The 14,759-nt window shown below is 25.8% G+C and carries 15 protein-coding genes; 2 read left to right on the top strand and 13 right to left on the bottom strand.

Annotation, left to right across the window (positions count from 1 at the left end):
- Positions 1 to 58: 58 nt before the first annotated feature.
- The 5 genes from BN1711_RS09375 to BN1711_RS09395 all read right to left on the bottom strand — a co-directional run bounded on the left by BN1711_RS09375 (position 59) and on the right by BN1711_RS09395 (position 4,018).
- Complete coding sequence (locus tag BN1711_RS09375) at positions 59 to 469, bottom strand: tetratricopeptide repeat protein (protein ID WP_050607895.1); 411 nt, start codon at positions 467 to 469, stop codon at positions 59 to 61.
- A gap of 15 nt (positions 470 to 484) precedes the next feature.
- Complete coding sequence (locus tag BN1711_RS09380; RefSeq protein ID WP_082174100.1) at positions 485 to 1,480, bottom strand: DUF2971 domain-containing protein; 996 nt, start codon at positions 1,478 to 1,480, stop codon at positions 485 to 487.
- 104 nt (positions 1,481 to 1,584) lie between these two features.
- A complete protein-coding gene (locus tag BN1711_RS09385; RefSeq protein WP_082174101.1) occupies positions 1,585 to 2,109 on the bottom strand; it encodes a tetratricopeptide repeat protein in 525 nt (174 codons plus the stop codon).
- Positions 2,110 to 2,207: 98 nt separating this feature from the next.
- On the bottom strand, positions 2,208 to 3,569 hold the full coding sequence (locus tag BN1711_RS09390; protein WP_050607896.1) for an MATE family efflux transporter: 1,362 nt from the start codon (positions 3,567 to 3,569) through the stop codon (positions 2,208 to 2,210).
- Between the two features lie 2 nt (positions 3,570 to 3,571).
- On the bottom strand, positions 3,572 to 4,018 hold the full coding sequence (locus BN1711_RS09395; RefSeq protein ID WP_050607897.1) for a MarR family winged helix-turn-helix transcriptional regulator: 447 nt from the start codon (positions 4,016 to 4,018) through the stop codon (positions 3,572 to 3,574).
- A 375-nt stretch (positions 4,019 to 4,393) separates the two neighbouring features.
- Here BN1711_RS09395 and BN1711_RS09400 point away from each other — a divergent pair, with 375 nt between their 5' ends.
- A complete protein-coding gene (locus tag BN1711_RS09400) occupies positions 4,394 to 5,779 on the top strand; it encodes an alanine/glycine:cation symporter family protein (RefSeq protein ID WP_050607898.1) in 1,386 nt (461 codons plus the stop codon).
- A gap of 42 nt (positions 5,780 to 5,821) precedes the next feature.
- On the opposite strand, the gene BN1711_RS09405 is transcribed toward BN1711_RS09400, so the two are convergent.
- From BN1711_RS09405 to gap, 5 genes are all read right to left on the bottom strand, one after another.
- Positions 5,822 to 6,892: a glycoside hydrolase family 113 gene (locus tag BN1711_RS09405; RefSeq protein WP_050607899.1), complete on the bottom strand. Its 1,071-nt coding sequence runs from the start codon at positions 6,890 to 6,892 to the stop codon at positions 5,822 to 5,824.
- Positions 6,893 to 6,918: 26 nt separating this feature from the next.
- Positions 6,919 to 8,289 (bottom strand): aldehyde dehydrogenase, encoded by a 1,371-nt coding sequence (locus tag BN1711_RS09410; RefSeq protein WP_050607900.1) that lies wholly within the window; start codon positions 8,287 to 8,289, stop codon positions 6,919 to 6,921.
- 33 nt (positions 8,290 to 8,322) lie between these two features.
- Positions 8,323 to 8,952 carry an HD domain-containing protein gene (locus BN1711_RS09415; protein ID WP_050607901.1) on the bottom strand — a complete coding sequence of 210 codons (630 nt, stop codon included), beginning with the start codon at positions 8,950 to 8,952 and terminating at the stop codon, positions 8,323 to 8,325.
- A gap of 71 nt (positions 8,953 to 9,023) precedes the next feature.
- The gene (locus tag BN1711_RS12610; protein WP_163249102.1) at positions 9,024 to 9,170 is read right to left on the bottom strand and encodes a hypothetical protein; all 147 of its coding nucleotides are present in this window, start codon (positions 9,168 to 9,170) and stop codon (positions 9,024 to 9,026) included.
- 321 nt (positions 9,171 to 9,491) lie between these two features.
- The gene (gene gap, locus BN1711_RS09420; protein WP_050607902.1) at positions 9,492 to 10,508 is read right to left on the bottom strand and encodes a type I glyceraldehyde-3-phosphate dehydrogenase; all 1,017 of its coding nucleotides are present in this window, start codon (positions 10,506 to 10,508) and stop codon (positions 9,492 to 9,494) included.
- Between the two features lie 474 nt (positions 10,509 to 10,982).
- On the opposite strand from gap, the gene gltX reads away from it, so the two are divergent.
- Positions 10,983 to 12,440 (top strand): glutamate--tRNA ligase, encoded by a 1,458-nt coding sequence (gltX, locus tag BN1711_RS09425; protein ID WP_050607903.1) that lies wholly within the window; start codon positions 10,983 to 10,985, stop codon positions 12,438 to 12,440.
- Between the two features lie 181 nt (positions 12,441 to 12,621).
- Here the strand turns inward: gltX and BN1711_RS09430 are convergent, their stop codons facing one another.
- From BN1711_RS09430 to BN1711_RS09440, 3 genes are all read right to left on the bottom strand, one after another.
- Positions 12,622 to 12,837, bottom strand: coding sequence for a hypothetical protein (locus BN1711_RS09430; protein WP_050607904.1), 216 nt, complete (start codon positions 12,835 to 12,837; stop codon positions 12,622 to 12,624).
- Positions 12,838 to 12,995: 158 nt separating this feature from the next.
- Positions 12,996 to 13,871, bottom strand: a complete 876-nt coding sequence (locus BN1711_RS09435) for a YitT family protein (RefSeq protein ID WP_050607905.1) — start codon at positions 13,869 to 13,871, stop codon at positions 12,996 to 12,998.
- Between the two features lie 76 nt (positions 13,872 to 13,947).
- A complete protein-coding gene (locus BN1711_RS09440) occupies positions 13,948 to 14,643 on the bottom strand; it encodes a FadR/GntR family transcriptional regulator (protein ID WP_050607906.1) in 696 nt (231 codons plus the stop codon).
- Positions 14,644 to 14,759: the final 116 nt, after the last annotated feature.

The raw sequence follows: 14,759 nt of genomic DNA on the forward strand, positions 1-14,759 counted from the left end.
TAAAAATTATACAGAAAAAACAATCAGTAATTCTTACGAATTACTGATTATTTTTATATTATCTTTGCATATTACAAAGTCTTGTACACTCTTCTATTTCATTTTTAGCATTAAGATATCTTTTTTTATCCTTATCATATACTTTCTTAAACATATCTACAGCTTCTTTATATTTACCTTCCTTTTTAAAGCTTATTCCTGTACTATAAAACTTTTTAGAATCTTTTATTTTTATTATGTCTTGAACTTTAGTATATATTTCAGAATTATTTTTATATCTTAATCCCTCTTTATAAAATTTAATTGCTTCCTCATACTCTTCTGCATTAACACATTGATTTCCCTTTATTATATTTTCCTTAAAGCTTTTATTTATATAATAGTAATAAGTTAAAAACAAAGATAACATACCTGATATAATTATCCCCAAAATATAAAATATAGTATTATTTCTTTTATTTTTTGTCATAAAAACGTCTCCCTACTAATATCTTAATGGAATTTTTGACTTACATATATCAAAATTTTTGTATCCTTCACTATTTAAAAAAGAAGTTAAGCCTATTTCTGCTATATCTAAGTTATTCTTAGGACCTATAGTTACTCTAAGACACCCCTTATTCTCATGTAAGTAATTACCTATATCCTCAAAGCTTATTTCTATGTAAGGTATAAATACTCTATTACAAATTCTATGTTTAACTACTTTATTTTTTATATTTTCATTAGTAATCCTAAAAACTACCCTATATTCTTGTTCCTGTTCAAAACCAGGATCTTTAAAAAAAGCTGAAATATAGGCTATATTATATATTACATAACTTACTAATAGTTTAAATTCTTTACACTCTATAAAATCATAATATTTCTTATATAAATTATATAAAAATATTATTCTCTCTATTAATATTTCTCTTTGTATTTTTTCATCATATATAACAGCTCCAAAATCACAGAGAAAATCTTCTTCCTTAAATATAGTTTTATCTTTATTGTTTTTATCTTTTAATACATATCTATTTGATAAGAACATATCTTTAAAAACTTCATAATTTGTTCCTATATTATATCCATCATAATTAGAATAATTGGACCATAAAGCCAAGGAATCTCTATTTTCTGTAAGTGATAATATATAAGTATCTTCCATTTCCTTATCTATAAAATTTAAAAGTTTATCTATATTTTTTTTAAACAACCTATCTAAATCATTACTTTCATCTAAAAACTCATTACATATATTATAAATTAATGTATTGGTATAATTTATTTCTGTACTATCGTTTAAATATTTACTATTAGATAACCATAATGTCTTATTTTTAAATATGTTTTCAAGAACAGTAATTTTAGTATAATAATATAATGCATCTATACTTTTACCTTCATAAGAAGATAGAGTATGACGGAAAAACTCATTATTTTTTTTCAAATCCTCTACATATTTTCGTATACAATTAAATTTACTTAAATTTTCCATATATATCCCTCATTTAAAAAATATAAATAAAAGCTACGGCACTACCACAGCTTTTATCTATATATTTTCCTTATATTAATTAATTTATTTATAATTAATATAAGCTATGAAATTATTTTTTTCTTTAATCGTATAGCTTTTTCATTATCTGAATCTATCTTTAATATATTATTTAAATACTTTTCAGCTTCTTTAAAATTTAAATCATTTATGTACTTTTGAGCTTGTTCCATATTTTCTTCCACATACTTATTCACACATTCATTAAGCTTATTTTGAGAATTTTCATATCTTATTGTATCTTTATTAAATACCATTTGAAAACAATTAATGGCTTCCAAATAATTTTTCTTTTTATAATTTATAATACCTCTATTATATGCAGTCTTAGAACGTTCCATAGTTTCAGCTAATTTTAACATATTTTCTGTATTATTATTTTTATTATATTTCAGTGCCTCTCTATAGATTGCTATAGCTTCTTTATATTGGCTTTTGTTCATATAAATATTACCATCTTCTATAAGATTTTTTGAAACAATATTTCTACTACAAACATAGGTTACGGTTGTTACAAATACCATTAAAATTAAAAACAGTATACAAACCATTTTTTTATTTAAAGTCACATGTTCACCCCCATAAAGCCAAAATGTAAACAAATCATTAACTCTATTATACTACATTTAAAATAAAATTCATATTTTATATTCATGTTAATAACTATCTATTTTTCCCTAGCATTATGAGCTTTGTCTAATTTTTTCATTTCTCTAAGTAGGAATACAGCTGTAACTATAGATGAAACTAAATCTGCTACAGGTGCACTCATCCACACACCATTAAGTCCAAAAATCTTAGGCAATATTAATAACATAGGTATAAGTATTATAACCTGCCTTAATAAGCTTAAAACTACAGCAATTTTAGCTTTTCCTATAGCTTGGAAATAATTTGAGCTAACTATTTGGAATCCAATTATAGGCAACATACATAAGAATGTTTTCAATCCATTAGTTCCCACTTTAATCATTTCAGCATCCCCATTAAATATTCTAATAATATATGTTGGGAAAATTCTAATTATACAAAATCCCAATGTAACAATTACTGTAGCACTACATATTGCAATTATAAGAGTTTCCTTAACTCTTTTATATTGTTTAGCACCATAGTTATATCCAATTATAGGCTGAGCTCCTTGATTTATACCAAATATAGGCATTAAGAATACTAATGATACACTATTTACAATGGTCATAGCTCCAATAGCTAAATCTCCTCCGGTAGCTTTAAGAGCATTATTAGAAATTACTGTAACTACACTAGCTGCTAACTGTACTGCAAAAGGCGCCATTCCTATAGATATAATTTCTAAAAATATTTTCTTTTCTAGCTTAAAGTTTTCCTTTTTTAACTTCAAACTACTTCTAGAGCCTGTAAAATACCTAAGAACCCAAATAGTATTAGCTGTTTGAGATATTACTGTAGCTATAGCCGCTCCTTTTATCCCCATATTAAGTGTAAAAATAAATATAGGATCTAAAATTAAGTTTAATATTGCACCTAAAAGCATAGTTACCATAGCCATTTTAGGATTTCCTTCTGCTCTAATACAATTATTTAATCCAAAACCTAAAGCATTAGTTATGGAACCTAATAATATAATGGTTATATATTCCTTAGCAAAATTAAAAGTAACCTCACTAGATCCAAAAGATCTTAATATAGGATTTATAAACATTAAACCTATTATAGTAATTAAAATCATTATTATACATAATAATATAAACGCATTTCCTAATATTTTTTCTGCATCTTCCTTTTTATGTTGACCAAGCTTTATAGAAATAATAGCAGCCGCACCTAATCCTATAAGCATACCAAAAGCCATAATTATAGTCATTATAGGTAAAGTTAATCCAACACCTGTTATAGCTAAAGAACCTACTCCCTTTATATGACCTATATAAGCTCTATCTATAATATTATAAAATGCATTAACTAGCATTCCTGTTATTGCAGGTATAGAAAACTTAATTAATAACTTTTGTACTTTTTCCGTTTCTAACTGTTTTTGTCTATCCAAAATTACTCTTCCTTTCTATTTTTGTTAAACTGACAATTGCATACTACTTTTTCTAAAAGATTTAAAAATAATTCTTTTTCCTCTTTTTTTAAATTTCCGTAAATAATATTATTCCAATCTTGTAGAATTTTATATATATCCATTTTAATATCTATAGTTTTTTCAGTAATATATATATGTTGCATTCTTTTGTCAACTTCATCCACTTTTTTTAAAATATATCCCTCTTTTTCTAACTTTTTTATGGCTCTTGCAGTAGTACCCTTATCTATATATAAATCTCTACTAATTTCTTCTTGGGTTTTGCCATTATTTAAAAATAAATATAACAAAAATATATATTGGCCACTGCCTATATTGTATTCAGACAATCTCTTATTTATATAAGCACTTCCACTTCTATATAAAATAGATATGTACTTACCAGCACACTTTGATTTTTTCTCCAATTTTAGACCTCCTTCTACTGTATCTATAAAAATATAACATAACAAAGTTGCAAACGCAACTTATTTTTGAACCTAAAATGGTTATCTTTAATCTTGTTAAACTTAAAACAAAAGATTTTATTTTAAAATTCTTCAAGTAATATTATCCTTATTTCTAATTATTTATTTTTTACAATTTATTTCATTTTTATTGTTTTTTTATTCTCTGCATTTAGTAGGATTTTATGGAAAAATGTATTATTTCTAATCATTTATTAGAATATTTTAAATTTCTCGAAATTATTTATATTGAAAATTCTGTTAACATATGATATAATTTTAACATATTAATGTAATCATTATCATTGTTTATTTTTTTTAAAAGGAGGAGCATTAATGGAATCTTTTATGGAAATTATAGGTAAAATATCTAACTGGATTTGGGGACCACCAATGCTTATATTACTTGTTGGTGGAGGAATTATTCTTACTTTTACTTTGGATTTCTTCCAAATAAAATACTTACCTTATATTATGAAACAAACTTTTGGTAAAATGTTTAGTAAACCTGCAGAAGGTGAAGGAACTATTACCCCTTTCCAAGCAGCGTGTTCTGCACTTGCCTCTACAGTAGGTGCTGCTAATATAATCGGTGTACCTGTCGCTATCGCTTTTGGTGGTCCTGGTGCTATCTTCTGGATGTGGATAGTTGCAATTCTTGGACAGGCTACTAAATTTTCTGAAATAATTCTTGGAATAAAATATAGAGAAAAGAATGAACAAGGTGAATATGTTGGAGGACCTGTATATTATTTAAAAAAAGGTTTAAAAGCTCCATTCTTAGCTACAATGTGTTCTTTCTGCTTTATGCTAGAAATTATTCCTTCTATTTCAACTCAATCCCTCTCCGTATGCCAAACTGCTCAAACTATAGGTTTACCTAAGTTAGTTACAGCTATAATCGTAACGATTTTAGTTGGTTTAGTTGTATATGGTGGAATTAAAAGAATCGGTCAAGTTACCGAAAAATTAGTTCCTATAATGGCTTTGGTTTTCATCATTTGTTCACTAATAATTATTATGTTTAATATAGACAAACTACCTCATGCTTTTTCACTTATATTTAAGGGAGCTTTCAGTACCCAAGCTGCTGCTGGTGGTTTTGGAGGTGCAACAATTGCTCAAACTTTAAGATGGGGTACTGCTAGGGGTACTTATTCTAACGAAGCAGGTATGGGTAGTGCACCTATAGCTCACTCTGCTGCTGTTACAGATCACCCAGTTCGTCAAGCTTTCTGGGGAGTATTTGAAATTCTTGTTGATACTATAATTATCTGTACACTAACTGCTCTTGTAGTTATAACTACAGGAATATGGCAAAAAGTTCCAAGCGGAGAAGCAGCTTCAATGCCATCTATGGCTTTCCAACATGTATTTGGTAATAATGTGGGTGGTACTATAGTTTCTATAAGTTTATTACTATTTGTTTTATCAACTATAATAGTTATAGTTTTCTATTGTGAAAAACAAGCTGAAGCTTTATTTGGTTTAAAATTTGCAAAAGTAATAAGATTTATATGCTTACTTGCAATTATATACGGTGCTGTAGGTGAACTTAAATTCTTATTCTCATTACTTGACATACTACTTGCTTTAGTTGCTATACCTAATATGATTGGTGTAATTGCTATGAGAAAAGAAGTTAAAGAATTAAAAGAAGATTTCTTCTCTGATCCTAAATACTACCCACCTGCAGCAAAAGGCCTAAAAAACAAAATTTAAATTAATATAAAAATAGGAGCAATTATTTATTGCTCCTATTTTTTATTCTTCATACCAATTTTTTATAATGGTACTACTTGATTTTCCAGGATAATAATTCTTATCCTTATCATCATTTCCTATAGCAAATACTGAAAATCCTAAATTCCACTTTTCCTTTTTAAAGACCTTATTGTAAGCTTCAAAACAAACCGCTTGTTCTTTTTCACTTTGAACATTAGTAGGTTCTGGATTCCAAGGACTTATAGCCGCTCCCTCTCTTCGTGGAAAGCCTAACTCACCAAAAAAAATAGGTTTATTCCACTTCTTGCTAAGTTGTTTTAATTCTCCATAAATATTTTGATTTCTATTGTAAACTTTAGAAGAATATATACATTCTTTTATATATTCCATATTGTTAGTCTTTTTATCAGATAATTCAAAATAAGCTGCTACAGAAATAAAATCTAATTTTGAAAATAACTTATTGTTTAATTTCTTATTAAAGTTTTCATAGGACAAAGCATCTTCTTTAGAAGTATACCACCAATTAGTTCTGTATGTAATCAATCCTTTATATTTATACACCTTTCTTACATTATCTATTATATTACACCATCTATTCTCTTTGGATTCCATATTTATAAGGTTTGAAGCTACATTAAATGCGTATACATTATAAGGAATTGCAACCTCTTTTAAAAGCTTTTTAATAACTTTATTTTCCCAGTTATAAAAAAACTTATCTATATTTTCTGGATTCCATTGTGTCTCGTAAAGTTCTCCATTTTTTATCCAGGGAAAAGGCTCTAATATTACATTTATCCCTTTTCTATTTAATATTTTTATAAGCTTTATAGCCTTATTTTTGCTTATTTCATCTATTGTCATGTCATTGGAGCTAAGTGATTGTATATTTACTATAATAGGCACATTTAAAGTGTTTAATCTTAATTTGTCTACATCTTCTAGTGCTTTATCTACATCATAATCTGTAGACAAATTACCTGACTTTATTTTTTCCCCCCATGGTGTTTCTATTCTATTCATATGATGTCTTATAGTTGGTATAGATAAATTAAAGCCTATTATAACTAATATTATAATTAAACTTATAATTTTAAATTTTTTCATATGATTAAAATTTACCTCCTAAAAATCTACTTCATTAGTTTTCTTAATATTTTTATTTTATCTTTATAGGGAGCATATCTTACTTTTACATCTATAATATTACTCTTTTTAAGTACACTTTTTTTATGAGAAAATGTATTAAAACTCTCCTCACCATGATAACCTCCCATTCCGCTATTTCCCACTCCCCCAAAAGGAAGATGAGGAGTAGCTAAATGCATTATTGTATCATTTATACAACCTCCACCAAAGGAAACACTATTAATTACTAAATCTTGTATTTCTTTATTTTTAGAGAAGAAATATAACGCTAATGGTTTAGGTCTTTTATTTATAATTTTTATAACATTATCTAAATCTTCATATTCCATTATAGGAAATAAAGGCCCAAATATTTCCTCCTGCATTATTTTACTATTCCAATCCACACTATCTATAATAGTTGGTTCTATATACAAGTCTCTAATGTCACTTCTTCCCCCAATTAATATTCTTCCCTCTTTTAAATAATTTTCTAACCTTTTAAAATGTTTCTCATTTATTATTCTAGGATAATCTGAACTTTTTGAAGGATCTGATCCAAAAAATTCTTTTATATATTCCTTCATATAAATTACAAATTTTTTCTTTACATCTTTATGTATTAAAATATAATCTGGAGCTACACATGTTTGTCCAGCATTTAAGAATTTGCCCCAGGTTATTCTCTTTGCTGCTAATTTAATGTCTACATCCCTATCTATAATACATGGACTTTTTCCTCCTAATTCTAAAGTTACGGGAGTTAAATTTTCGCTAGCAGATTTCATAACTATTTTACCTATATTAGGAGCACCTGTAAAAAATATATAATCAAATTTTTCTTTTAATAAAATAGTATTAATTTCTACTCCTCCAGTTACTACATTTATATAACCTTGTTCAAAAGTTTCTTTTATTATTTTAACTATAACCTTTTCAGTTTCTGTTGCTATTTCTGAAGGTTTCAATATAGCACAATTACCAGCTTCTATAGCTCCAACTAATGGAGCCATTAAAAGTTGGAAAGGATAATTCCAAGGGGAAATTATTAAAACTACACCGTAAGGCTCCTTATATATATAACTAGAAGATAGAAAATTAGTTATGGGTGTTTTTACTCTTTTAGGCTTTGACCATTTATTTATATTTTTTATAGCTAAATTTATTTCATCATACACTATTCCAATTTCTGTTGAATACGTTTCAAATTCTGATTTATTTAAATCCTTTTTTAAAGCCATAAATATGTTTTGTTCATTATTTTTAATAGCACTTTTTAATTCTTTTAATGCTTTTATTCTAAATTCTATATTTTTAGTGTTCCCCTTACTAAAAAATTCTCTTTGGTTTTTTATTATAGTTTTTATATTCTCCATTTAATTATCCCCCTATTATTTTTTAGTACAAATTTACTTATTACAGCTTTTACACTTATAAAGAAAATTTCTAATATTTTCTTTTTCTTCTTTTATTTTTTCTTCTGTCATGCCTCCCCTTCCAAGTCTATCACATAAAGAAATTAATGCTACTTCTTTTATAGGAACCTCTTTTTTCATACTTTCTATATTTTTAAATGATAAATTTTTATTTACATACAAAGGTTGCATATGCCATCTTACAAGCATACTTACCCTTTTTATAAACTCCTCATCTTGTGTAAAATTACTTAAAAATTCTTTAGCTAACTTTTCTCCCTCTATATCATGATTATATGATGTTATTCTTCCTTTTCTAATCTTTGTAGTAGTAGATTTCCCTATATCATGTAAAAGTACTGCCCACATAAAAACTTTTATATCACAAGATCTATTTTTCTTTAAAGCCGCATTATCTAAAACCAACATAATATGATTCCAAACACTACCTTCTGGATGATATTTAGGAGATTGTTCTATAGATTTTAAACTACTTATCATATTAAATGGATATCTTTCTAACTCACCTTTTTCATATAAATAATTTAAATAATTAGATGGTTTCTCATCTTCCATAATATGTTTACTTATATTATTAAATAATTCCTTTATATTATTATCCATAATATAACTTCCTCCAAAGTTTTTATTTAGAATATGATTTCACTTGTAAAATAATTATAATACAAAATACACTAAGGTACTAAATTATTTAAAGCATATCCTATTTTAACTCCCAATTTATAAGCTATATCTGCCATAAATAATACAAATATAGCAATTATATAACAATTTAACACAAACTTTTTTTTAAAAAAGCTTGTAACTTTATTTTTTATCATAAAATTTCCTCCCAGTATTACCTTATTTAAAAACATATTATTTATTCTATGAGAAACCAAATTTAATATGCAGAAAAAAATATTGATTAAATTTTTTAAATATTCATGTAAAACCAAACATAATATTGTTGTTTTAATAAGGGCTATTATAAAAAAAGGAATGGATTAATCCATTCCTTTTTAATACTATATCTATTATTATATATATAACTTAATTTAAACTGCATAATAAACTTTATATAATAATTTAAATAATTAAATTTATAAAAGAGGTACTTAGCTTTTATATTAAAAAATATATAAATTTTAATATAATCTATTTTACTTCATAAATTTAGATACATATTTAACTAAATCCACTGTTCTACATGAATAACCCCATTCATTATCATACCAGGCAACAACTTTAACTAGGTTATCCCCTATAACCATAGTAGACAATCCATCAACTATTGAAGATCTTTCATCTCCCCTATAGTCTACTGATACTAAAGGTTCTTCTGAATACCCCAATATTCCTTTCATTGAACCCTCTGATGCATCTTTAAATGCCTTATTTATTTCTTCCTTTGTTGCTTTCTTTTCAATTTCACATACTAAGTCTGTTAAGGATACTGTTGGTGTAGGTACTCTTACTGCAAATCCATTTAATCTACCTTCAAGATCTGGTAAAACCTTAGCAACAGCTTTAGCTGCTCCTGTAGTTGTAGGTATTATAGATTCTGCTGCTGCTCTAGCCCTTCTTAAATCTTTATGAGTTTTATCTAATATTCTTTGATCATTTGTATAAGAATGTATTGTTGTCATTAATCCTTTAACTATTTTGAATTTATCATTTAACACTTTAGCAAAAGGTGCTAAGCAATTAGTAGTACAAGATGCGTTAGATATAATATTATGCTTATCAGGATTATATTTTTCGTCATTTACCCCAACTACTATAGTTACATCCTCGTTTTTTCCTGGGGATGTAATTATAACCTTTTTAGCTCCTGCTTCTATGTGTTTCATTGCCCCTTCTCTGTCTTTAAATTTACCCGTAGATTCTATAACTATATCTATACCCAATTCTTTCCATGGAAGATTTGCAGGATCCGCTTCTCTAAATATCTTTATTTCCTTACCATTTATTATCATCTTGTCTTCCCCAGCAACTTCTGCAGTACCGTTAAATCTTCCATAACAAGAATCATATTTAAACAAATGTACAAGTGTTTCAGTATTTGCTCTAGCATTCATGGCAACGATTTCAATATTTTCATCAAAACTATCTTGAGCAATTCTTAAAACAGATCTCCCTATTCTTCCAAAACCATTTAAAGCTACCTTAATAGACATTATAGTTCCCCCTATACTATTTTTTTAATAACTAATATAATTCTAATTCTTTTCTTTAATTATATTTATGTTATATAACATAATATTATATTTGTTATTATATGTACTATTTAATTATATGTGCTATATTATTTATAACAATATTACGATTATATGTCAATATATTTATAAGTTTATAAATATATTATATTATTTATATATTTATAAATATCTCCCTAATCCTTTAGTTTTCTTTTTATTTTATTTTTAGAGTAATATTTTTACTTTTTATAGCTTATTAAGTTAACTTTCATAAAATAACTTAATATTTATAATAGTTAAAAACTTGATAAATAAACCAATTCACCTAGCTTTCCTATTGACATTAAATAATCATTGATATAAAATTTACTTATGTAGAATTTTCTAACCTTTCGTCTTATTGATGAAAGGTTTTATTTATAAAATAGACTAAATAAAATAGGAGTGAAAAATATGGCAAACAAAGTTAGAACAAGATTTGCACCAAGTCCAACAGGATATATGCATGTTGGTAACTTAAGAACTGCCTTATATGCTTATTTAATAGCAAAGCATGAAAATGGTGATTTTATATTAAGAATTGAGGATACAGATCAAGGTAGATTAGTAGAAGGTGCTACAGATATCATATATAATACATTAAAAGTAACTGGTCTAAAGCATGATGAAGGTCCAGATATAGGTGGTCCTGTAGGTCCTTACGTACAAAGTGAAAGAAAAAATATATACATTGAATATGCTAAAAAATTAATAAAAAAAGGAGAAGCTTATTACTGCTTCTGTACTAAAGAAAGACTAGATATGTTAAGAAGTAACTCTGAAGCATTAAAAAGACCTTTTAAATATGATAAACATTGTGTTAAACTTTCTGAAGAAGAAATTCAAAAAAATTTAGATAATGGTATTCCTTATGTTATAAGGCAAAAAAATCCAACTACCGGAAATACTACTTTCCATGATGAAATATATGGAGATATATCTGTTGATAACTCAGAATTAGATGACATGATATTAATAAAATCCGATGGACTTCCTACATATAACTTTGCTAATGTAGTTGATGACCATATCATGGGTATAACTCATGTTGTTCGTGGAAGTGAATATTTATCTTCTTCTCCTAAATATAATAGATTGTATGAAGCTTTCGGTTGGGATATTCCTATATATGTTCACTGCCCACCAATAATGAAAGATCAACAACATAAATTAAGTAAGAGAAATGGCGATGCATCTTTCGAAGATTTAATAAACAAAGGATATTTAAAAGATGCAGTATTAAATTATATTTCTTTACTTGGATGGAATCCTGGCACAGATGATGAAATATTCTCTTTAGAACAATTAGTAGAAGTTTTTGATTATAGAAATATAAACAGATCACCTGCTGTTTTTGATACAATTAAATTAAAATGGATGAACGGAGAGTATATTAAGAGATTATCTTTAGATGAATTCCACGATTATGCATTACCTTATTACAAAGAAGTTATTACTAAGGATATAGATCTTAAGAAAATAAGTGAATTATTACATACTAGAATAGAAGTATTTAGTGAAATTCCTGAACAAGTAGATTTCTTCAATGAAATTCCTGATTATAATATAGAAATGTATAAACATAAAAAAATGAAAACTAATTTTGAAAATTCTTTAACTAGCTTAGAAAAAGTTTTACCTAAACTAGAAGCTTTAAATGATTGGACTTTTGATAACATAAAAGATATTTGTATGAATTTAGTTAAAGAACTTGAAGTAAAAAATGGTATAGTACTATGGCCAATAAGAACAGCCGTATCAGGAAAACAATTTACTCCAGGCGGTGCTTTTGAAATAGCTGATATACTAGGTAAAGAAGAAACTATAAAAAGAATTAAAATTGGAATAGAAAAATTAAAAGAAGCTCAATAAAACTTTAAAAAGGAAAATTAATCACAAATAATAATTTAAAAATTTGTTATTATTTAGTGGTAATTTTCCTTTTTTATTTATAGCTATATATTTTTCATAATTATATTTTTTATATAAATAAATATTTAATTTTGTGAAATAATATAAAATATACAATATTCATATAATTATATTTCTTCATTTATAATTTTTTAATATTTAAGTTATAAACTTCCTTTTCAGGCCTTAATTTCACTCTTTTTTGTTTATGACTTTTGTTATCTTCTTCTATATTATTTTGCATAACATCAACACTCTTTTGATAGTTATATTCATTATAATGCATATAATTTTTACAGGAAGATGTTATTAATAAACTTACTAAAGCTAACTTTCCGACAAACTTAAATGTACTCATAATATCACCTCTTAATTTTATTATGGCACATTTAAAACTTATTTATATTATGGAACTTGGTGAATTTCAGTGAATTTTTTCAATAACTCATAATAATTTTAAAATATATCAAATTTATTTTTTTATTAAATGTATATTTAAAATTTTAATTTATTATCTTAAAAAATTCCTTTTTTAAAACCTCTTCCCTCAACTTCAGATGCATCCAATATAGAAATAAAAGCCTCACCATCTATTTCCTTTATTATATATTTTAATTTTGGAACTTCTTTTAAAGATACAGCACAGTATAATACCTTTTTCTCTTGTTTTTTGTATGCTCCTTTTGCATATAAAAAAGTTACTCCTCTTTTTAATCCACTCATTATACTTTCACTTACTTCTTCCTCTTTTTCTGTAATTATAAGTATAAGCTTTTGTCTATTAAATCCTTTTATGACTTTATCCATTAAATATGAAGTTATATACATGGAAACTAAAGTATATAATGCACTAGTTAACCCAAATATAGTTGCTGCAATACCTACTATTAAAAAATTAACTACAAAAGTTATAGTACCAATCTCAAAATTTTCATATTTCTTTTTTATAAGAGCTGAAATTATATCCAATCCTCCACTGGATCCATGATTACTAAATATAACACCAAGTCCTATGCCATTTAGCACTCCTCCATAAATACCTAATAACAATATATCATTAACTCCTACAAAGTTTTTAAGAGGTTCAGTAAGAATAAGAGCCACTGAAAGAACTATTGTCCCTATAAAAGATAAAAATGTAAATCTTTTATTTACCTTTTTATAACTTAAAAAGAATAACGGTATATTTAATATTAAAATAGAATAACCTGCTGGAAATCCAGTTAAATATTGAATCATAAGTGTTATTCCTGAAAGACCACCACTTAACAAATTAGCATGAACAAGAAACATATTTATTCCTAGCGCAGCTATAATAGCTCCTATTGTTACCATAATCATATCTTTAATCATATCTTTAATCATATCTTTGTTTAATAACTTAGAAATCATAATTATTGCGCCTCCTAATTAAAAATTTAAAAGTCAAATATCTAATAAAGTATTTGATTTTTACAATAATAATAGTCTAATTATAAAACATAACTTTATTCGTTAAATCTATATGTTCCTCCATAAGCTTAGAGGCTTTTAAAGAATTACCTTCTTTAAGTGCATTATAAATTTGTTCGTGTTGATTTATGAGTTTATATTTATTTTCTTCATTCATTAATATTTTCTTTCTTGCATCTTTTATTATAGTATTTATCAGACTAGAACAAGAGTTTATTATGTTTAATAATATAAAATTTTTTGAAGCTTGAGCTACTTTATAATGAAAAATCTTGTCTAAATCTACATTTAAATCCTCGTCAGAAGAATTCTTAATTTTATATATTAATTCGCCTAAATCTTTTACTTCTTCTTCTGTAATTCTTTGTGCTGCTAACGATGCAGCTCCTACTTCTATTATTCTTCTAATTTCTATTATATCTTTAGGATTGCTTTTTTGTAGCATAAATATTATTGATAAAGGTTCAAAAAAAGTATTTTCAAAATTTTCTTTTATAAAATTTCCTTCTCCTTGCCTACATTCTAATAATCCTATTATTTCCAAAGCCCTAAAAGCCTCTCTTATAGAAGTTCTACTTACTTTTAACTGTTCTACTAATTCTCTTTCTGAAGGCAACTTATCTCCTTTTTTTAACTTTCCTAATATAATCATTTTTTTTATTTGATTAATAACTTGTTCATATACCTTGTAGCTTTTTATTGGAGTAAACATTATATTATTCCTTTCTATATAAAATACACTAAAATTAGTATATCACATTATTTCAAACCTATAAAAACATTTACAAATATTGATTTAAAATTACATAAGTATTATAATATGAATAA

This window comes from Clostridium niameyense, assembly GCF_001243045.1.
Taxonomy (GTDB): Bacteria; Bacillota; Clostridia; order Clostridiales; family Clostridiaceae; genus Clostridium_F; species Clostridium_F niameyense.